Raw genomic sequence first — 20,978 nt, 5'->3', positions numbered from 1 at the left:
GTATATTTGCAGCTGTTAGATTTTTTTCAGGGGAAACTCAGAAGAGATTAAAACACATTAACTTAAAACCTTTTTGAATGAAATTATCACATTTTGGTTTCAATTTACCAGATGAATTATTAGCGGAATATCCAGCTGAAAACAGAGATGAGTCACGTTTAATGGTGCTTAACAGAAAAGAGCAGACCATTGAACACAAGATGTTTAAAGACATTATTGATTATTTTCAGGAAGACGATGTTTTAATTTTAAATGATACCAAAGTTTTTCCAGCCCGTTTATACGGAAACAAAGAAAAAACAGGTGCTAGAATCGAAGTTTTTTTATTAAGAGAATTAAATGAAGAACAACGCCTTTGGGATGTTTTAGTAGATCCAGCACGTAAAATAAGAATAGGAAATAAATTATACTTTGGAGACGACGAAACGTTAGTAGCCGAAGTTATAGATAACACAACATCTAGAGGGCGTACTTTACGTTTTTTATATGATGGATCTTATACTGAATTTCGTAAGAAATTAAACGAGCTAGGCGAAACACCACTTCCAAAATACATCAAACGTGATGTAGAACCAGAAGATCAAGACCGTTACCAAACTATATACGCAAAAACAGAAGGCGCTGTAGCGGCACCAACTGCAGGACTTCACTTTTCTAGACATTTATTAAAACGTTTAGAAATTAAAGGAGTTAAATTTGCTGAGGTTACGTTACACGTAGGTTTAGGAACGTTTAATCCTGTAGAAGTAGAAGATTTGTCTAAGCATAAAATGGATAGCGAAGAGCTTAAAATTGAAGCAAAAGCAGTCGAGATTGTAAATACAGCACTTAAAGAAAAGCGTCGTATTTGCGCCGTAGGAACCACAGCTATGCGTGCCATAGAAAGTGCAGTTTCAACAAGCGGAAAGCTTAACGAAATAGAAGGATGGACAAATAAATTTATTTTCCCTCCATACGAATTCAGTATCGCAAACTGCATGATCACTAACTTCCACACACCAAAATCTACATTATTAATGATGATTTCGGCATTCGCAGGTCACGATTTTGCTAAAAAAGCATACGAAGAAGCGGTAAAAGAAAAATATAAATTCTACAGTTATGGTGATGCGATGTTAATCATCTAATCCATTTAAAATAAAATTTAAGCCTCATCTATTAAAAACGATGAGGTTTTTTTTTGTTCTATATTTAATAATAATAGTAAGTTTTAAAATTTGGGCATTTCCTTTCAGGTCGGGCTTTTCGCTATATCTTTTTGTAAAACAGTATATTTTTATTTGTAATTAGGTTTTTTATAAAGTATCAGACCTATCAAATAACTAATTTATAAATTCAGCAAAAAGGATGCCGCTACAATCCCTAATGCAGCCATGTGCTAAATTTAAGGTCTACACTAAATTTAGGATGACTTTATAAAAACAAGTGCTATAAAAGAAAAAGCTTTCACTATTTTTGCAACCAAATGAAAGATAATAAAAAAGACATACGCGCCTTAACCAAAGAACAACTTCGGGATTTCTTTGTAAAAAATGGCGATAAAGCTTTTCGAGGCAATCAAGTTTACGAATGGCTTTGGCAAAAATCGGCTTACACCTTCGAAGATATGACAAACGTATCTAAAGAAACACGCCAAATGCTGGAAGACAATTTTGTAATCAATCACATTAAAGTAGATACCATGCAACGTAGTAGCGATGGTACAGTTAAAAATGCGGTACGTTTGCACGATGGTTTAATTGTAGAGTCGGTTTTAATACCAACAAAAACAAGAACCACAGCATGTGTTTCGAGTCAAGTAGGCTGTAGTTTAGATTGTAAGTTTTGTGCAACCTCACGTTTAAAGCGTATGCGAAACTTAAATCCAGACGAAATTTACGATCAAGTAGTAGCTATCGATAACGAAAGCCGCTTATATCACGATCGTCCCTTAAGCAACATTGTGTTTATGGGTATGGGCGAGCCGCTAATGAATTATAATAACGTGATTAAGGCTATCGATAAAATAACATCTACCGATGGTTTAGGCATGTCTCCAAAACGAATTACGGTTTCAACATCAGGAGTGCCAAAAATGATCAGAAAAATGGCTGATGATGACGTAAAATTCAACTTAGCCGTATCGTTACACTCAGCAATAGATGAGGTTCGAACTCGAATAATGCCTTTTAACGAAACATTTCCTTTAAAAGATTTAAAAGAATCTTTAGAATATTGGTACTTAAAAACTAGTCGTAAAATTAGTTACGAATATGTGGTTTGGAAAGGTATAAACGATAGACAAGAAGATATTGATGCCTTTGTTCAGTTTTGTAAATATGTACCATGTAAGGTTAATATTATTGAATACAACCCTATTGACGATGGTGAATTTCAACAAGCCTCAAACGAAGCTCTTGAAAATTACATTAGCGCATTAGAAAAAAACAGAATTGTAGTTAACGTACGTCGCAGTCGCGGAAAAGATATCGATGCTGCTTGTGGGCAATTGGCCAACAAAAGTTAAGCGTTTGGTATTTCGTATAAAATCATAAATCGCTTAGTATATAAATTTGTAAATCTTATATTTGATTTCTTTTAATATTTCACCTTGAAAATAGTAGAACAAATAAAGCAACCCATAGCTTACGAAATGGATCTTTTTGAACAAAAGTTCCTGCTTTCTATGTCGAGTAAAGTGGCTTTGCTAAACCGTATTACACATTATATTGTGAATCGCAAAGGGAAGCAAATGCGCCCTATGTTTGTGTTTTTAGTTTCTAAAATGGTTTCTAACGGCGAAGTTTTCGAGCGTACCTATCGTGGAGCTTCTGTTATAGAGCTTATACACACTGCAACATTAGTACATGATGATGTGGTGGATGATAGTAACAGACGTCGTGGTTTCTTTTCTGTAAATGCACTTTGGAAAAATAAAATAGCTGTTTTAATTGGCGATTTTTTACTGTCTAAAGGTTTATTATTATCGATTGACAATAATGATTTCGATTTGCTTAAAATTATTTCGGTTGCAGTGCGAGAAATGAGTGAAGGTGAGTTGCTCCAAATAGAAAAAGCCAGAAAATTAGATATTACCGAAGCGGTATATTACGAGATTATTCGTCAGAAAACAGCAACTCTAATTGCTGCCTGTTGTAGTTTAGGTGCTGCATCTGTAAAACCACAATCGGAACATGTAGAAACCATGCGTAAATTTGGAGAGCTAATTGGTATGGCATTTCAGATTAAGGATGATTTATTTGATTATGGGGATACGCAAATTGGAAAGCCAACAGGTATTGACATAAAGGAACAAAAAATGACTTTACCTTTAATTCATGTGCTTAATGGTGCATCTAAAAAGGATAAAAAATGGCTCATTAATTCCATTAAAAACCATAATAAAGACACCAAACGCGTAAAAGAAGTTATCGCTTTTGTGAAAAATAATGGTGGTTTGGATTATGCCATTTCTAAAATGACACAATTTCAAACGGAAGCTCTAGAATTGCTTCAAAAGTATCCAGATTCTGAATATAAGCAATCGTTAGAGCTTATGGTTAACTATGTTATCGATAGAAAAAAATAAAATTCTATTATTGTTGCTGTTGCTGCTGTTGTTGTCCGCCACCGTTTTCTTTTTCTTCCAAACTACGCTTGTAACTGTTTGAAGGATATACGGTAGAAACTTCTGGATTTAGTTGCTTTGAGTTTTCATTTTTATTTGTTTTAACAGAAACAGTAACTTGCATTTCAGCTTCAACACTACCTTTAAACACACCTTTAACTGGTGCGCAATCTCCATAATCTCTTCCTATAGCTAATCTAACGTGATTTTCGTTTGCTATGGCATGGTTTGTTGGGTCGAATCCTAGCCAACCATAAAACGGAATATAAGCTTCTATCCAGGCATGTGTAGCACCTTCTCCTCGAGTTATTTCATCGTTAGGGCAAATATAGCCACTTACATATCTAGCTGGTATACCTAGCATTTTTACCATACGTAGCATAACATTAGTAAAATCTTGACAAACACCTACTTTTAGTTCCCAAGCTTCTTCTAAAGATGTTTTTACGTTAGTAACTCCTGTTTTGTATTCAAAATTATTATACACATACTCGCATATGGCAAGTACAGCCTGAAAGGGCGACTTGGTTTTTAGCATTAAATCTAGAATAACATCAGTTATTTCTTTGCTACCTTTAAAAGGTTTATGGGCTGTAAAATCTATAAAGTCTGTGGTGTTTTTTATGCGTTTAAGCTCTTCCCACTGTAAAGTTTTGTCAATACTATCATCCGGAATTAATTTTGGAGATGTTACCACTTCAACTTCAGAAATTATATTCAATTCGTCGTGTGGCTCTATTACCATAAACGTACCAACTCTATTGTTATAAAAATCGATAAAACTTTCTATAAAAGGGTTATTTGTTATAGATATTAAGTGCGAAATCACTTTTTGATTATCATCATTAATAGGGTGTAACCTAGTTAATGTTGCCCCATCTATTACGGGTGCATTGTAGTTATACTTTGTTGTATGTTTAATGAAAAATGTAGCCATGATAGTTATAAATCAATTATTAGAGTTGTAAACCGCATTAATATTTGTTGAAATATTACTGATGTCTTCCTTTATACTATGTATAAAGTTGTTTAAGCCTTGCTCATTAATGTTTTCAATGGTGGTGTATTTTATAGAGCTTTCTAATTTACCAATTAAGAATTCTAAATTCTTTTTTTCAAGTTCGTTTGTTTCAATTAAACGCGTAATATGCCTACTTAGTTTATTTACACAATAATATACGGATCTAGGGAATAATTTATCCTGAAAAACCATAGTAATTACGTGATCTTGATTGAAAGTAGATTTATGAGTTTTAAGATAGAATTGATAACCACCTATAGAGAGAAGTAAATTTTTCCAATAGAAACTTTTCTCTAAACTATCCGATGTTTTTCCTATTTCCTGAAGCTTAAGCGATGTAAAATCGGCAATAAGATTAACACGCTCCAAGAACTTTCCAACATTCATAAAATAATACGATGTACCACGTTCTTGAGTAATATCGGATGTGCCGTTATAAATTAAATGATGCTTACGTAGATCTTCTAAAAACTGAACAGGATCTTCTTCTTTTAATCGCTTTCGTAAATTTTTATCTGTAAGGTATAAATAGTAATTATTTACACATAGCCAAAGTTCTCTCGATATATGCTCTTGTACACTACGTGCATTTTCTCTCGCTTTGGTAACAATATTGAGAATTGAATTAGAGTTATTTGTGTTAAACACCATAAAATCGATACACTCCAAAGCATCTTCCGTGTAATATTCGTTATCGAATGCTGTGAAATTTTTAATAACGGGTGTCCAGGAAAATAATTCTGGCGAATCTTGATTGGCATAATAATTTACTTTTAGTAAACTAAGAATACCACTACCACGTTCCATATATCGATCTAACCAAATAAGATTATTTGCTACTCTACTTAACATACATATTTATTTTTGTGAAATTATTCTAAAATCCAAGTGTCTTTACTGCCGCCTCCTTGCGAACTGTTAACTACTAGAGATCCTTTTTTTAGTGCAACACGGGTTAATCCGCCAGGGCAAATATCAATACCATCTCGTCCAGAAAGGGCAAATGGTCTTAAATCGATACATCTTGGGGATAATTTACCATCTATGTAACACGGTGCGGTTGATAGCCTTAAAATAGGCTGAGCAATGAAGTTTTCTGGCTTTTTGCTAACGGTATTTAAGTAATCTTTAATTTCTTCATCTGTAGCTTCATGTCCCATAAGCATACCGTAACCACCACTACCATCAGTTTTTTTAATAACCATTTCTTTAATGTTTTTGGTAACATATTCCAGCTCATCTGGTCGACCCAATTGGTAGGTTTCAATATTTTTCAGAAGAGGTTCTTCATCTAAATAATACTTTATCATGTCTGGTACATAGATGTAAATTGCTTTATCATCGGCAATTCCAGTTCCGGGAGCATTTACAATATTTACATTCCCTTTTCTGTAGGCAGCCATAATTCCGGCAACGCCTAAAACACTCTTCTCATTAAATTCTAGTGGATCTAAATAATCGTCGTCCACACGTCTATATATAATATCAACCTGTTTTAATCCATTAGTTGTTTTCATGTAAACAAAATGGTTTTTAACAACCAAGTCGCTACCTTCTACCAATTCAATACCCATTAAACGGGCTAGTGTAGTATGTTCGTAATATGCTGAGTTGTAAATGCCTGGAGTAAGTAAAACAATATTTGGTTTAGACAGGTTTGAAAGTTCTTTAAGCTTCTTATATAATAAATTTGGATAGTCGGAAACAGATCGAACATTGTTTTTAGGTAAAATACCAGGGAATAAACGTTTTGATATTTCTCTGTTCTCCAGCATGTAACTCACGCCAGAAGGTGTTCTTAAATTATCTTCAAGAACGTAAAATTCGCCATCGTTATTTCTTATTAAATCGACACCAGAAATATGTACATAAACATCATAAGGTACTTTAACGCCTTTCATTTCTCTTAAAAAATTAGGGCAAGAGTAAATTAATTCACCAGGAATAATGCCATCTTTAATTATAAACTGTTCATTATAAATATCTTTAATGAACAAGTTTAGTGCTTTTAGACGCTGTTTAATACCTGCTTCAATTTTCTGCCATTCGGCAGCTGTTATAACTCTAGGTACAATATCGAAGGGGAATATTTTCTCGATACCTTCATTATCATTGTAGACCGTAAATGTAACCCCTTGACTCATAAATAATTGTTTTGCAAGGTCTTCTTTTTTAGAAAGCTTTTCTGTTGATGTGTTTTCTAAATATTTAATAAAACCATCATACTGCGATCTAAATTCTGCATTGTCATTATACATTTCATCCCAAGTACTAGCAAGTTTCTCGTAATTAGAGAATAGGTTGTTGTCTTTCATAAGCTACAAAGTGTTATGCTCAAATATAAGTGTTTGTTGTAAAATATTTAGTGTTTTATGACTTTAACTAAATAAAATTTATGCTTTATTGATATTTGTTAAAATAAATATAGTTTTTTAACTGTTATTGTTTTTTTAATATGATTTATTTGCGACTTAAATAATAAAAAAAATAAAAGTTATCTATTTTTGATGAGCTATTACCACAATTTACAAAAAAATAAAATAGGCTTAATATTTACGAAACCTTAAAAAAAATATACATAAATTTTTAGACTGTTTGATATTCGATCGTTAAGTTTTATTTTTTTTTCTTGTAAATATAAGTGTGTTGTTTTAACTATTATTATTTTTGTCGTAATGCAAAACCTACTAAAAAGTTATATTCCAGAACATGCTGTTAATCGAGTTTTAAAACTTTTAGAGCATGATCATTTGGTGGTGAAAATAAAAAACGAGCGTAAAACGCGCCACGGTGATTATAGACAATTGCCGCATGGTAAGCATCAAATCACTATAAACTCTAATTTAAATGTATACCAGTTTTTAATAACGCTTATTCATGAAATAGCCCATTTCGAGACGTACAAAAGTTTCGGAAAATTTATTAAACCACATGGTAAAGAATGGAAATATACGTTTAAAAATTTAATGTTACCATTTTTAAATCCCGATGTTTTTCCGGATAGTTTATTGCCTCTTTTAGCCAGGCATTTTAAAAACCCAAAAGCATCTAGTGATACCGATACGGTGTTAGCCTTGGCTCTAAAGCAATTTAACGAACCAAACGATAAAACTTATGTTTTTGAAATACCTTTGGGACAATCGTTTCAATTATACAATGGTCGCGTTTTTAAAATGGGACAAAAAAGGGTAAAACGATTTGAGTGTGTGGAAATTAAAACAGGAAGGTTATATTTGTTTAATCCAAATGCGGAGGTTAAACTTATTTAATTTTTGAAAATAGAAGTAAAACAAAATAATAATAAGCTAGAATATTTTACGATTTTCTAGAAAAACAAATTAAGAAATGAAGAATAATTATTATGCCATATTGATGGCAGGTGGAGTAGGATCGAGATTTTGGCCAGTAAGTACAAGTGATTTTCCAAAACAATTTCACGACATGCTAGGAACGGGCGATACGCTTATTCAAAAAACATTTCAGCGTCTATCGAGATTAATTCCAAAGGAAAATATATACATACTTACCAATGAGCGTTATAACGATTTGGTTTTAGAGCAGCTTCCAGAAGTAACACAAAAACAAGTAGTTTTAGAGCCAGCAATGAGAAATACAGCACCTTGTATCTTATATGCATCTTTAAAAATTCAGAAAGAAAATCCAGATGCTTTAATGATTGTTGCACCAAGTGATCACTGGATTGAAGATGAGCAAACTTTTTCTAAAAATGTAGAAGAAGCTTTTAATTATTGCTCAGAAAATGATGCTTTAATGACGCTTGGTATTCAGCCTACATTCCCAAACACAGGTTTTGGGTATATTGAGTTCGATAAAACCTCTGAAAATGTTATTAAGCCAGTTAGCCAATTTAGAGAAAAACCAGATTATGAAACGGCTAAAGCCTTTATAAGTCAAGGTAATTTTCTATGGAATGCAGGTATTTTTATGTGGAGTGCAAAAAGCGTTGTAGATGCTTTTAAAAATAATCAACCGGAATTATATCAATTGTTTGAGTCTGGAGTCTCGGTTTATAACACCGATGGTGAAGATGATTTTATAAAAGAAAATTACTCTAAAGCCGAAAACATATCTGTGGATTATGCCATAATGGAAAAATCTAAAAATGTTTTTGTGATAGGAGCAGAGTTCGATTGGAACGATTTAGGTACTTGGGGAAGTCTTTACGATAAACTAGATAAGGATAGTAATAATAATGCTATTTTAAATGCTAAAAGTTTAGTTGAGAATGCTGAAGGTAATATGATAAGAACAAAACTTGGAAAACAAGTTATTGTAGATGGTTTAAACGACTATATTATTGTTGATAATGATGAAGCTTTGCTTATTTACCCTAAGAGTAAAGAGCAAGATATAAAGCTTGTTTTAAAGCGTTTTAATGATAAATATAGCAACTAAATTTTAAGCGGTTTTGCTAATTAATATATAAATGGAAGAAAATAAATTCAATTTTTCTGAAGAAGAGGTTCAGGCAAAGAAAAATCAAAATGTAGAGGAATCTAAAAAGGCAGTTAAGAAAGACGCCGAAGGATTGTTTAAAAGCATTTATGTGTTTTTTAAAGAATTATTAGATTTTAGGGATGATACCGATCGCGATGCTACTATTGAGGCCATAAAAGCAGATATTCCTTTTAAAGGAGCTACAGCGTGGATTTTAATTTGTTCTATTTTTGTCGCTTCCATTGGACTTAATGCCGATTCAACAGCTGTTGTAATTGGTGCCATGTTAATTTCTCCGCTTATGGGGCCAATATTAGGTATTGGCATGTCTATCGCTATAAATGATATTGATACTCTTAGAAAATCGTTAATAAACTTAGCAACCATGCTTGTGTTAAGTTTATTAACGGCTTTTTTATTCTTTAAATTTTTTCCTTTAGGAAATCAAGAAACCTCAGAATTATTAGGGCGTGTAAAGCCTGATATTCGAGATGTACTTATTGCCTTTTTTGGTGGTTTGGCATTAATAATTGCACGTACTAAAAGAGGAACTATAGCTTCTGTTATTTTTGGTGTGGCTATTGCTACAGCATTAATGCCGCCTTTATGTACTGCGGGTTATGGTTTAGCACATGGGAATTGGACTTACTTTTTAGGTGCCATGAACTTGTTTACCATTAATACTATTTTTATTGCTTTAGCAACATTTATAGTGCTTAAGCTTCTTAGGTTTCCAATGCTTAAGTATGCTAATTCTGCTAAAAGAAGGCGTACAGCACGTTTTGCAGGGTTGGTTGCGGTGGTTGTTATGATTTATCCAACAATTACTTTCTTGAGAGTTTTAAAAAGCAGTGGTTTCGAAAATGACTATAATAATTTTATTTCAAATGAAATTAAACTGAATCAGGAACTTTGGTTTCAAAACGGAACATTAAATTCAGATGAGAAAAAAATAACACTTTATTTTAATGGTGAAATATCTGAAGCTACAGAGTCCGATTTATTAAATGAAATTAAAGGTTACGATAAAATAAGTGATTTTAAATTAGAGATTTTCGGTAATAAAAATAGAAGTTTTGATAAAATTTCTGATGCTTATGATAGAGCTATTAGAGATTTAGATGAAAAAGATCATATTATTTCTGGCTTAAGAAATGAAATTGAAGTTTTACGAGAAGAACTTCTTCTTGTAAATGGAGGAAGCAGTGTAATTTCTTTTACCAATTTATCGCGTGATGCTAAAGTTAGATTTAACGATTTAACGTATTTTAGTTATGCTAAAACATTAGAATCTAAAGATTTTATAAATACCGATACATTGCAGGTCGCCACCGTAACATGGAACGAATCTTTAAATGATAGTTTGATTGTTATAAAAGAAAAGCAACTTACCGATTGGTTAAAAGAAGAGCTTAAAGCCAAGCGTATTATTCTAAAACGAAATTAATTCGATAGAATAACAACTCTAAAATAAAAATAAAGGGTTACTGATTTTAGCTATTTTCTTCCAAGTACATTTTACGTACTTTTTTGAACAAGTTGGATGAGTATACAAAATCGGTAACCACTTCATTATCTGTTCTAAAAATGGTTTCCTTAGAGCCTTCCCAAGCTTTTAGTCCATCTTTTAAGAACACAATTTTTTCACCTATTTCCATAACCGAATTCATATCGTGAGAATTAATTACCGTTGTAATTTGATATTCTTCAGTAATTTCTTTAATTAAGTTATCAATTACAATAGCTGTTTTTGGGTCTAAACCCGAGTTTGGTTCATCACAAAACAAATATTTAGGTTTGTTTACAATAGCGCGAGCAATAGCAACACGTTTTTGCATACCTCCCGAAGCTTGACTTGGCATTTTGTTATGTGCATCTGGTAGATTTACTCTATTTAAAACAAAGTCCACACGGTCTTGCATTTCGCTTTTACTTTGTTTGGTAAACATTTGTAGTGGGAACATCACGTTTTCGGCAATAGTCATAGAATCAAATAAGGCACTTCCTTGAAAAACCATGCCTATTTTGGCGCGCATGTTTCGTTTCTCATCTTCTGTAAGTTTAGAAAATATCTGGCCATCGTAAGCAATGCTGCCTTCTTCGTAATCAAATAAGCCTAATAAACATTTTAGAAAAACGGTTTTACCAGAGCCACTTTGCCCAATAATTAAGTTCGTTTTTCCTTTTTCAAAAGTGGTTGTAATCCCTTTTAAAATATGTGCTTCTCCAAATGATTTCTGTAAATCTTTAACTTCTATCATGCGCTTAACAACATTTGGGTTAGTAAATAATTTAAAAGAATAATAACAACACTAGTCCATACAAATGCTGTTGTACTTGCTTTACCAACTTCCAATGCTCCACCTTTCATATAATAACCATGAAAAGATGGAATTGTAGCTAGTATGAAAGCAAAAGCGAAAGTTTTTATAAATGCGTAAATAATATGAAACGGAATAAAATCCATTTGTATACCAACAATATAATCGTCTAATGAGCTAAAACCACCGTAAACACAAGCTGCCATACCACCAAGAATTCCTAAAAACATAGCAATAGAAATTACAAATGGATATAACATTAAAGCAATAAACTTAGGGAAAACTAAATAGTTTAATGAGTTAATACCCATAACTTCTAGAGCATCAATTTGTTCGGTAACACGCATGGTACCAATGCTCGATGTAATGAAAGAACCTACTTTACCGGCCATTACAATAGAAATAAAAGTGGGTGCGAATTCTAATATAATAGATTGTCTGGTAGCAAAACCAACAAGGTATTTTGGAATTAATGGATTGTCAATATTTAGTGCGGTTTGTATGGTAACTACACCACCCACAAAAAAAGCAATAAAGGCAACAATGCCTAAAGATCCAATGATTAAATCGTCTATATCTTTTAATATTAATTGCTTCATAACACTCCATTTAGTTGGCTTGCGAAACATCTCAACAATCATTAAAAAATAAGCTCCTATATTATGTAGGTACGTCATATATAAATTTGAACTGCTAAAGTAAAAAAAGTTAGTGGGATTTAACGATTATTTTAAATTATCATGTTTTTAAAATATGTATTTTTGACACTTAAACTTATTATAATGAATAAAAATATTTTCTTTTTAGTTGTAGTTTTTGTGTTGAGTTTATCTTCTAAAGCACAAAATAATTCTGATGAAACTAACCCGAAATTGGTGGTTGGTATTGTTGTAGATCAAATGCGCTACGATTATTTAACAAGATTTGCAGACCGTTACGGAGAAGGCGGCTTTAAGCGTATGATGAGTGAGGGCTTTAATTGTAAGAATAATCACTTTAATTATATTCCAACATATACTGGGCCAGGGCACGCATCTATTTTTACGGGTACAAGTCCTAAATATCACGGTATTATCGCTAATAATTGGTACGATAAAGAATTAAAAACCATGGTGTATTGTGCACAAGACGATGCTGTTTCTTCCATAGGAACAAAAACAGATGCAGGTAAAATGTCTACACAACGCATGAAAACTACAACATTTGCAGATGAGAATAGGTTATTCACACAAATGCGTGGTAAAACTATAGGAATTTCAGTAAAAGACCGTGGAGCTATTTTACCGGCAGGGCACACTGCAAATGCAGCATATTGGTTTCAAGGAAAAAATGAAGGAAACTTTATTTCGAGTTCTTTTTATATGGAGGAATTACCTAAATGGGTAAGTAAATTTAATAAATCTGGTATTGTAAAATCATATCTTAAACCTTGGAATACATTATATAATATTGAGACATATTTAGAAAGTGGTAGTGATTTAAACGATTTTGAAGGTGGTTTTAAAGGACAAGCTACAGCAACATTTCCTTACGATTTAGATGCCTTAAAAGGAAAAAATGGTGGTTACGATATTTTAAAAGCAACGGCTTATGGTAACAGTTTAGTTGCCGATTTTGCTTTAGCAGCTTTAATTGGTGAAGATTTAGGTAAAGATGAATTTACCGATGTTTTAACGGTTAGTTTTTCTAGTACTGATTATGTTGGTCATAATTTTGGAGTTAATTCTAAAGAAATTGAAGATACGTATTTACGTTTAGATAAAGATTTGGAGCGTTTCTTTAAAGGATTAGATGCCGAAGTTGGTAAAGGAAATTACACGGTGTTTTTAACTGCAGATCATGGGGCTATTAACGTGCCTGCATATATGAGGTCTAAAAAAATCCCAGCAGGATATTTAAATAATAAAGCTATGAGAACCGAGCTAGAAGCGTTTATGAAAACAACGTTTAAAGCCGATGATTTAATTGAAAACATAAGCAATAATCAAATATTTTTAAATCGTGAAAAGATTAAAACGTTAGGTTTAGATTTAGAAGACGTGCAAGATGCTATCGTTAACGAAATAATTAATTATACTAATGTTTACAAAGCTTACACAGCAACTACAATGGGTAAAGCTTCCTTTACAATAGGTATTGAAAAGTTGCTTCAAAATGGGTATAATCAAAAACGTTCTGGTGATGTTTTAGTTATTCAAGATCCAGCATACATATCTTACGGAAAAACAGGTTCTACACACGGTAGTGGTTTAAATTACGATACACACGTGCCACTTTTATTCTTCGGAAAAGGAATTAAACATGGTAAAACAGTTAAGAGAACAGAAATTACAGATATTGCTCCAACAATTTCAGCGTTGTTAGATATTAATGCACCTAATTTTAAACTTGGAGAGCCTTTAGAATTCATTTTAGAATAAATGACGAAAAGAAAATTATTATCGGTTATTGCCGTCGTTATTCTGGTCGCTATTTATGGATATGAGCATTTTTTAGATGAAGAGGAAAAAAATGAAATTGTAACTGAAGGCAGAACATCTAAGAGTGATACAAACGAATACTTTTTGCCAACCAGTACAACAGGGCAAATTGTGCATCATGATGGGTATTCGCTTTCGTATAGTGAACCTTATGAGCAAGCTGAATGGGTTGCTTATGAGTTAAAAAAATCTCATTTATCAAAAAATGATTTTAAGAGACCTTATTTTGAAATAGATAAAGCGGTAAAAACAGGCGCAGCAGATTGGCGTAATTATAAGAAATCGGGTTACGATCGCGGGCATCTTTGTCCTGCTGGAGACCGACGTTATAGCAAAGAAGCGCACGACGAAACGTTTTTAACAAGTAATATTAGTCCGCAAAAGCATGATTTTAATGCGGGTATATGGAATACGCTAGAACAGAAAGTTAGATATTGGGCAAGTAAATATAATGGCGTTTTTGTAGTAACAGGAGGAGTGTTAAAGGGAAACATGAAAACCATTGGTGACGAGCAAGTAGCAGTGCCAAATCAATTTTATAAAGTTTTGATCGATAATAATTCGGGTAAAACTAAAATGATTGCTTTTTTAATGCCTAGCGTAGAGTCTAAACAACCCTTATATAAGTTTGTTGTATCTGTAGATGAAGTTGAAAAACTTACAGGAATCGACTTCTTTCCAGAGTTAGAAGATAGTTTAGAAAACAAATTAGAAGCTTCTAGTAGTTACAAAAACTGGAGTTTTAATTAAGAATTCTATTTATAATATAAAATCCGCTTTAAGTGTTAAACTTGAAGCGGCTTTTTTTGTTTTATGAGTTACTTAGAGTTTCTGTTGTCATGTCGACGAATGGAGACATCACATAATTTAGGCTTCTATTTGTTATGCAATTTATCCTAACGTCGAAATGACCAAGCTTACTTTTTTTATTACTTCTAGTCAACTAAAACACGTACACCTTCACTATGGCTACTAAATTCTGGAGCATACATACTTTGTATCGTGGTTATGCCGTTGCTCATATTTCCGGAGTTATTTACACGTAAATCGTATTCAAAAACATAAACGCCTTTAGGTAAATAATCAAAAAAGAAGTTTATGCTTGCATCTTTTGTACTTTCATAATAGCCTAAACCATCTTGCCACTTATAAGCAGATATTACATTTACGGGCTCAAAACCTGCTGCTCGCATATCTTTCATATGTATAAACTCCATAGCTCTGTCGCTTTTAAGTTCTATACGTACACGTACTAAGTCGCCAACATTTAAAGTGGTTTGCTCTGTTATTTCCGTTATTTTTTCACCGGTGTCCGTATTCGTTTTTAAGAATAATTTCTTTTTCAATTGTAAAGGTGTTTCTGCTGAAGTAATTTTATCTAAATCTTCAAAATACTGCCAATACAAACTACCCCAAGCAATACCTGCTCCTTTTTTAGAAATACTAACGTCTCCCATTTCTGGTTTAATTTCATTAGTATTCCACGATGTTTTATAGTAACCTGTTCCGGCTTCAATTTTTACATCTTCAAGTTTTGATGGTTCAATCTTTTGTCCGCCTAAAACAATTTCAACAGCATCGGTTATACTTAACCAATCGCTACCTTGCAGTAATAATGCATACACGGCATCGGTTGTAGATTTTGTAGTTTTCCAACGGTTGGTTTGCTTATTTTTAAGTAACCAGATTTTTAAATTATCAATTGTTTCTGTATCATTTTCTATTTCCGAAAAGGCTTCAATTAATAACGCTTGAGTTTCAATTGGTGCTTGATACCAGAACCAAGAGTTGGTATTAGCTTTCCAGTACATCCCTAATTCTTCCGAAGTAATGCTTGTTTCTTTCAGCGATTTTAAAATTTTGGTAGCCATAATAGGTGCATCATTTCTATGTGAAATTAATGCCATTAGACCTTTTGCATAAAGCGAACGATTTAACCAATATTTCTCAATTTGTGTTTGATAATAACTAATGATTTCTTCAACTTTTTTAGATTTTTTAATGTTAGGGAAGAAGCTTCGCATGTATAAATAATGCAGTTGTGTATAGCTTAAATGGTCTAAATCTAAGTCCATATTCTTATCATACTTTCTAATGTCTTTGTATTCTTGAACAAATTCAGCATCCAAAAACTGAATGGCTTTAGAAACCATTTCAGCAGTTTTTTCATTAGCATCTACAACAGAAAGTTGTTTTAAATGACCAAAACCAGTAATTATATGTTGTGTAATGTATCGGTTTTCGTGGCCACCTTTAAACCAAGACCAAGCACCATTCGGCATTTGGTTAGCATCTAGTTTATTAACGGCAGATTGTAATTCGCTATTCATTTTATTTAAATCGAATAATAAAGCAATACGTTTTTTCTGCTCCGTTTCGCTTTGTGCATCACGTAACCAAGGTGTTTCTTGAATTAAAATAGATTTTAAATCTTCATTTTTTTCTAAGTTAGAAAGCAACGCATCGCTATTTTTCCATTGGTTAAAAACCTCTTGAATTCTTGGGTTCGAGTTTGCAATATGGCTAGCCAGGGCATTGGCATAATAACGACTAAAAGTTTGCTCGTTACACTCGTATGGATATTCCATAAGGTATGGCAAGGCCTGAACCGCATACCAAGCAGGATTAGAAGTTACTTCTAGAGTAAGTTTATGGTTTTTTAAAGTTGAAGAGTTATTGTTTTTTAGCTTATCTAAAACAAATGTTTTAGTTTCATTGCTACGTACCCACATTGGTAAAGTTTCGGTTACCAACATACGATTGCTTAAAACAGGTAAAGCATTTTGCTCGCCATCGCTATAATCGCCCGCTTTTGCAACAATTTTGTATTGCACAGCTTGTATGTTATCAGGAACGTTTAGTTGCCATGATACTTGTGTGTTACCGGCAGCATTTACATTGAAGGTTTTATTAGCTTCAGTAATACCTAATGCTCCGTTAATTTCTTTTCCGGTTAAGGCATCGGTTAAAATTAACTTAGCCTGACCAGAAAGTGCTTGGTCTGTAAGGTTTGAAATTTTGGTACTGATAGAAATAACATCGCCTTGGCGTAAAAAACGTGGTGAATTTGGCGAAACCATCAACTCCTTTTGAGTAACTGTTGTTAATGTTGTAGTGCTACTTTCTAAGGTTTTGGTGTGCGCTAATAATTGTAATTTCCATTTTGTTAAAGCTTCTGGTGTATTGAAATTAAAGCTAATATTTCCGTCTTTATCTGTTTTTAACTGCGGAAAGAAAAAGGCTGTTTCTTGCAAGTTTTTACGAATTTGAACATCATCAAAATCCATTTCTTTAGCTTGCTCGGTAGGGGCAACAGAATTATTAACTTCTTTTTGAGTGCCGTACCCAACAACAACGGTATCATCTAAACTAGACATTTCACTTTCCTCCATCATCATTTCAGGAGCTTCAATACGATCTTCAACGACGTGAACTCCAGAGACACTACCACTTAGTTTTTTACCCATGCTAGACATACCTCTAATAGATATATTACGGTGTTGTCTTCCAAAATTAAAGCCAAACCAATCTAGTTGATCATAATATTGTATAGGATATCTTACATTGGTATAGCTGTTATAAACTCTAAATTGGGTATTGCCGAAACTTGAATTTGCTTGACTGTAAGTTCTTGTTCGGTATGTAGAATTCTGAATTGGGCTAAAGTACCAACTGTGGTTGTTAAATTGATCTAAAGAGGCATCATACATACTTGCCAAAATTTCTGCATTCACTTTTTCGCCTTTTGGACCTTTAATTTTAAACTGCCAATTTTCTTCTGTGCCAGGTTGTAGCTTATCTCTAAACGTGATGGTTTCAATGTCTAGATTTGTTTTTGGGAATGGAACTGAAATAAATACAGAACCAGATTGGTAGCTATTATAAACCGCAAAGCTGTAGTTTACCGTAAAGCCTCCTAAATCATTTTCCGTTACCGGAATTGTGATATTTGTTTTGTTGTTATTAAGCTGAATAATTTCAGTTTTAATAATTTTTTCATCCTTTTCAATAGAGACGGTAAGGTTGATGTTTTTAGCTGAAGAAGCAAAGGTTATCACGGCTTTGTCTCCAATGTCATATCGATTTTTATTGGCTGAAACGCTGAATAATTGATTATCGGCTAATGTTTTATCAGTATTACTAAATAAGGTTGTTCTAGCTTCATCTTTAACGGTTTGTCCAAATTTATCTTCACTTTCTAGAACGATTATATATTGACCAGATTTCCATTTTTTGATGTTTCCTAGTTCTAAAGTTTTGGCTGTGTTTGTATTGAAGTCCTTTTGAAAAACTAAATCTCCTTTTTTCCAGTTTTTAGAATCATCTTCATCTTGAAAAGCATCGTGAGGAAAAAGCGTTTTAAAAGTTTCGAAGGTAAAACTTTGATAATCTGGTGCACTCCAAGGTGCTGTTCTTAAAACAAAGTTTGGAGCATTTAATTTATAAATTTTAATAGAGCCTTTGGCGTCAACAAAGGAGCCGTTTAGATTTTGTGTGTTTATAGAAATTTGGTTGTCTTTTTTAGTTTTATCTAAAACAGAATCTACCATAATATTAGCTATTAAAGCATGGTAACCAACGTTAACAATTGTTGTTGCGCTTCTTGTTTCTCCATTTAAATCGGTAACATCGGCCGTAATTTCATAATTAAAAATTGGTAAGCTAGATTTATCAATACTTTGATCTGGCTGCGCTTTAAAAGAAATTTCAAACTCACCTTTATCATTAGTTTTTGTTTCTCCATGTGTTATTTCTTGAGCTTCGCTGCTAAAATAAGGGCGGTACCAATAATACCAGCTTGGGTATCTCACTTTGCGTTTAACGGTGTAAATTACTTTGGCATCGGTAATATTACTGCCCGCATAAGCTAAGGCCTTACCGGTTATTTTAACCAAATCGTTTACTTTATAGGTGTCTGTAACGGGAGTGAATTGAGTTTCAAATTTTGGACGCTTGTATTCTTCAACCGAAAAATCTACTGTGCTTCTAAAGTTGATGCCATTAGAAGCGGTATTAATTTCAATATAATAAGCACCATTTAGACCTGAGTTAGGTAAGATAAATTCACCAGCAACCGATCCAAAATCGTTGGTTTTTAGTTGTAATTCTTTTACTTTTTCACCATTAACGTTATAGAGATAAACCAAGACGTTTTGGTTTTCTAAAACTTCAGATTTATTGTTTTCTCTTTTTATAGCAATAGCTTTGAAGTATACGGTTTGCGATGGTCTGTAAATACTTCTGTCTGTAAATAAAAAAGATTTATAGGTTGTTTTTTCTTCGTTTTGGGTATTACTTCTGTTAATATAATAATCGCCAAAGTATGCTAAATCATTATTGTTTTTAACCTTAAGTTTTACGTTTCTGTACCAATGCTCTCTTTTTTTATTAATTTTAAATTGGCCTAAACTATTTGTTTTATGTTGCTCGGTTTTTATTTTGTTTGTATAGTTTTCGGTGTATGTTAATTCTACCGAAGCATTGGCTATTGGTGCTCCATTTGTTCTATCTATACATTGAAAAATTTTAAACTCAGGCGATTCGGTTTCGATTAAAGCCGTGTTTGTTATTTGAATGTTGGAAAATGAAAAATCTCTATCACTAGCGTTTTTAGGAGTTGCAACCAGAAGATATCTGCCATTATCTAATTTAGGAAGTAAAACTTCGGTGCTGTGACTTTGGTAGTCATTCTCATTTTTTAATGTGCTTTCCCAAGTTTTAGTAGATTTTAATGGCTTAATAAAATCCCATTGATCATCACTATTATAAAGTGTTAGAAATTTTTCAAACTGGTTTTCGGTTATTTTATAGGCATTAAATTCAAGATGGTTTAAGTTTTTGTATTGCACAAAAATGCGTCCGTTTTGCTGAACCGGTAAAAACGCTTCACTAGTTAGTTGAAGTTGCGTGCGGTTAATGATAGCTTTTAAAACTTCACACTTTTCTGCCCCATTACTTTTTGGAAATTTAGCGATAACAGCATCACAGATTTCTAATGCCTCTTTAGCTTTCCATCTATGTGTGTCGCTTGTTTTTGGATGATAAGTGTTACTTTGTTGGTAGTAAATTTGTGCAATTTCAAAATCATAAAGGCCAGAAAATTCGTGTTTTTTATGTTCTTTATTTTCTGCTTTTAAAGCATCGAGTAGTAAGGTTTCTTTGTTATTAAAAGTGGCATGTTCGTTTACAAATTTTAAGCGCTCAATATTAACATCGGCTAAGGCAAAAGGAGATTTGTCTTTTAAATGAAAACGAGTTAAGTTTTGATAAATTTTTAAAGCCTCTAATTGTAACGAGCTAGAATCTTTGGATGTTATTGTTAATTCAGCAAAAGTTTTAGCATCATTTAGAAGTTTTTCGTTATCAACTTCGAATTTATATGCAGGTTTGGTGATTTGAGTTTCATTGGTTTTATAAAATTCTAGAGCTGTATGGTTTAAAAAATCAAACAGTGTTGGTCTGTAAATTTTAGAATCTTTTTGTTCCCTTAAAATAGCTGCAAATTGTTTTAAATCTTCTTGCTGAAGCATTAAACCGTTTGCTAACGAATTTTGAAAATGTAGGTGTATTTCATCAAACAGCGTTTGTAAATCCCAAGTTCTAAAATCTGTAGCATCAACCTTTTCAGTGGTTTGTGTTCTATTATAGAATTTCCATCGGTTTTGCTTGTAATATTGCCAATGTAAATTGGCTAAAACATTCTCTAGGATGTTTTTAGTAGGAAATTCACTAGCTGCTATTTTTGATTTAAAATCGTTAATAATATCGAGTTGCGCATTTTCTTCTAGCACCATAGCAAATTTGCTTTTAAAAAGCATAATTTTTATGGTTTGGGCGTGGTTTTTATCGGTTTTGGCAATTTTTTCAATGTTTTCAGCCACTTTTAAAGCTGATTTGGGTAAACCTTCGGCTTCAAACTTTGCTACATCTTGCCATAATTTGTCGTAATTAGGGCTTTGAGCAGAAGAAAAGTGTGAAAATAATATAACCATTAATATAGATAGTGTGTTTTTCATTGCATTAAATTTGTCTCTAAAATATGAACAAAAGCCGTTCCAAAATATACCAATGCGTGAACGGTTTCGTTTATT

General features: G+C 32.7%; 14 protein-coding genes. 8 read left to right on the top strand and 6 right to left on the bottom strand.

Going from position 1 to position 20,978, the window contains the following annotated elements:
* Window positions 1-77: 77 nt before the first annotated feature.
* From queA to GQR98_RS01125, 3 genes are all read left to right on the top strand, one after another.
* Window positions 78-1,127 (top strand): tRNA preQ1(34) S-adenosylmethionine ribosyltransferase-isomerase QueA, encoded by a 1,050-nt coding sequence (gene queA / locus GQR98_RS01135; protein ID WP_159017897.1) that lies wholly within the window; start codon window positions 78-80, stop codon window positions 1,125-1,127.
* Window positions 1,128-1,465: 338 nt separating this feature from the next.
* Window positions 1,466-2,506 (top strand): 23S rRNA (adenine(2503)-C(2))-methyltransferase RlmN, encoded by a 1,041-nt coding sequence (gene rlmN, locus GQR98_RS01130; RefSeq protein WP_159017896.1) that lies wholly within the window; start codon window positions 1,466-1,468, stop codon window positions 2,504-2,506.
* An 84-nt stretch (window positions 2,507-2,590) separates the two neighbouring features.
* Window positions 2,591-3,568: a polyprenyl synthetase family protein gene (locus GQR98_RS01125; protein ID WP_159017895.1), complete on the top strand. Its 978-nt coding sequence runs from the start codon at window positions 2,591-2,593 to the stop codon at window positions 3,566-3,568.
* 7 nt (window positions 3,569-3,575) lie between these two features.
* On the opposite strand, the gene GQR98_RS01120 is transcribed toward GQR98_RS01125, so the two are convergent.
* The 3 genes from GQR98_RS01120 to GQR98_RS01110 are packed head-to-tail and all read right to left on the bottom strand — an operon-like array spanning window position 3,576 to window position 6,943.
* Complete coding sequence (locus GQR98_RS01120) at window positions 3,576-4,544, bottom strand: transglutaminase domain-containing protein (RefSeq protein WP_159017894.1); 969 nt, start codon at window positions 4,542-4,544, stop codon at window positions 3,576-3,578.
* 12 nt (window positions 4,545-4,556) lie between these two features.
* Window positions 4,557-5,480 (bottom strand): alpha-E domain-containing protein, encoded by a 924-nt coding sequence (locus GQR98_RS01115; RefSeq protein ID WP_159017893.1) that lies wholly within the window; start codon window positions 5,478-5,480, stop codon window positions 4,557-4,559.
* 20 nt (window positions 5,481-5,500) lie between these two features.
* The gene (locus GQR98_RS01110; RefSeq protein ID WP_159017892.1) at window positions 5,501-6,943 is read right to left on the bottom strand and encodes a circularly permuted type 2 ATP-grasp protein; all 1,443 of its coding nucleotides are present in this window, start codon (window positions 6,941-6,943) and stop codon (window positions 5,501-5,503) included.
* A gap of 360 nt (window positions 6,944-7,303) precedes the next feature.
* Here GQR98_RS01110 and GQR98_RS01105 point away from each other — a divergent pair, with 360 nt between their 5' ends.
* From GQR98_RS01105 to GQR98_RS01095, 3 genes are all read left to right on the top strand, one after another.
* A complete protein-coding gene (locus GQR98_RS01105) occupies window positions 7,304-7,897 on the top strand; it encodes a SprT-like domain-containing protein (RefSeq protein WP_159017891.1) in 594 nt (197 codons plus the stop codon).
* A 76-nt stretch (window positions 7,898-7,973) separates the two neighbouring features.
* Window positions 7,974-9,044 carry a mannose-1-phosphate guanylyltransferase gene (locus tag GQR98_RS01100; protein WP_159017890.1) on the top strand — a complete coding sequence of 357 codons (1,071 nt, stop codon included), beginning with the start codon at window positions 7,974-7,976 and terminating at the stop codon, window positions 9,042-9,044.
* Window positions 9,045-9,075: 31 nt separating this feature from the next.
* Entirely contained in the window at window positions 9,076-10,533 is a 1,458-nt protein-coding gene (locus tag GQR98_RS01095; protein WP_159017889.1) for a DUF389 domain-containing protein, read from the top strand.
* A gap of 46 nt (window positions 10,534-10,579) precedes the next feature.
* On the opposite strand, the gene GQR98_RS01090 is transcribed toward GQR98_RS01095, so the two are convergent.
* Both GQR98_RS01090 and GQR98_RS01085 read right to left on the bottom strand, forming a co-directional pair.
* On the bottom strand, window positions 10,580-11,347 hold the full coding sequence (locus GQR98_RS01090) for an ABC transporter ATP-binding protein (RefSeq protein WP_159017888.1): 768 nt from the start codon (window positions 11,345-11,347) through the stop codon (window positions 10,580-10,582).
* Entirely contained in the window at window positions 11,344-12,084 is a 741-nt protein-coding gene (locus GQR98_RS01085; RefSeq protein WP_159017887.1) for an MlaE family ABC transporter permease, read from the bottom strand. Before GQR98_RS01085 ends, GQR98_RS01090 begins: the two co-directional genes overlap by 4 nt.
* Window positions 12,085-12,189: 105 nt before the next feature.
* On the opposite strand from GQR98_RS01085, the gene pafA reads away from it, so the two are divergent.
* Window positions 12,190-13,827, top strand: coding sequence for an alkaline phosphatase PafA (pafA, locus tag GQR98_RS01080; protein ID WP_159017886.1), 1,638 nt, complete (start codon window positions 12,190-12,192; stop codon window positions 13,825-13,827).
* Window positions 13,828-14,637 (top strand): DNA/RNA non-specific endonuclease, encoded by an 810-nt coding sequence (locus GQR98_RS01075; protein ID WP_042497273.1) that lies wholly within the window; start codon window positions 13,828-13,830, stop codon window positions 14,635-14,637.
* A 185-nt stretch (window positions 14,638-14,822) separates the two neighbouring features.
* Here the strand turns inward: GQR98_RS01075 and GQR98_RS01070 are convergent, their stop codons facing one another.
* On the bottom strand, window positions 14,823-20,903 hold the full coding sequence (locus tag GQR98_RS01070) for an alpha-2-macroglobulin family protein (protein WP_159017885.1): 6,081 nt from the start codon (window positions 20,901-20,903) through the stop codon (window positions 14,823-14,825).
* Between the last annotated feature and the right edge of the window lie 75 nt (window positions 20,904-20,978).

Origin of the sequence: Algibacter sp. L3A6, assembly GCF_009796825.1 — a bacterium.
GTDB lineage: Bacteria > Bacteroidota > Bacteroidia > Flavobacteriales > Flavobacteriaceae > Algibacter.
This window is presented reverse-complemented; position numbering and strand designations above follow the sequence as displayed.

What these genes read in the sequence shown, in the direction of transcription:
- rlmN (WP_159017896.1), top strand. Translation starts at nt 1,466, where the DNA reads ATGAAAGATAATAAAAAAGACATACGCGCCTTAACCAAAGAACAACTT.
- GQR98_RS01105 (WP_159017891.1), top strand. Translation starts at nt 7,304, where the DNA reads ATGCAAAACCTACTAAAAAGTTATATTCCAGAACATGCTGTTAATCGA.
- queA (WP_159017897.1), top strand. Translation starts at nt 78, where the DNA reads ATGAAATTATCACATTTTGGTTTCAATTTACCAGATGAATTATTAGCG.
- GQR98_RS01085 (WP_159017887.1), bottom strand. Translation starts at nt 12,084, where the DNA reads ATGACGTACCTACATAATATAGGAGCTTATTTTTTAATGATTGTTGAG.
- GQR98_RS01110 (WP_159017892.1), bottom strand. Translation starts at nt 6,943, where the DNA reads ATGAAAGACAACAACCTATTCTCTAATTACGAGAAACTTGCTAGTACT.
- GQR98_RS01100 (WP_159017890.1), top strand. Translation starts at nt 7,974, where the DNA reads ATGAAGAATAATTATTATGCCATATTGATGGCAGGTGGAGTAGGATCG.
- GQR98_RS01075 (WP_042497273.1), top strand. Translation starts at nt 13,828, where the DNA reads ATGACGAAAAGAAAATTATTATCGGTTATTGCCGTCGTTATTCTGGTC.
- pafA (WP_159017886.1), top strand. Translation starts at nt 12,190, where the DNA reads ATGAATAAAAATATTTTCTTTTTAGTTGTAGTTTTTGTGTTGAGTTTA.
- GQR98_RS01115 (WP_159017893.1), bottom strand. Translation starts at nt 5,480, where the DNA reads ATGTTAAGTAGAGTAGCAAATAATCTTATTTGGTTAGATCGATATATG.
- GQR98_RS01095 (WP_159017889.1), top strand. Translation starts at nt 9,076, where the DNA reads ATGGAAGAAAATAAATTCAATTTTTCTGAAGAAGAGGTTCAGGCAAAG.
- GQR98_RS01070 (WP_159017885.1), bottom strand. Translation starts at nt 20,903, where the DNA reads ATGAAAAACACACTATCTATATTAATGGTTATATTATTTTCACACTTT.
- GQR98_RS01120 (WP_159017894.1), bottom strand. Translation starts at nt 4,544, where the DNA reads ATGGCTACATTTTTCATTAAACATACAACAAAGTATAACTACAATGCA.
- GQR98_RS01090 (WP_159017888.1), bottom strand. Translation starts at nt 11,347, where the DNA reads ATGATAGAAGTTAAAGATTTACAGAAATCATTTGGAGAAGCACATATT.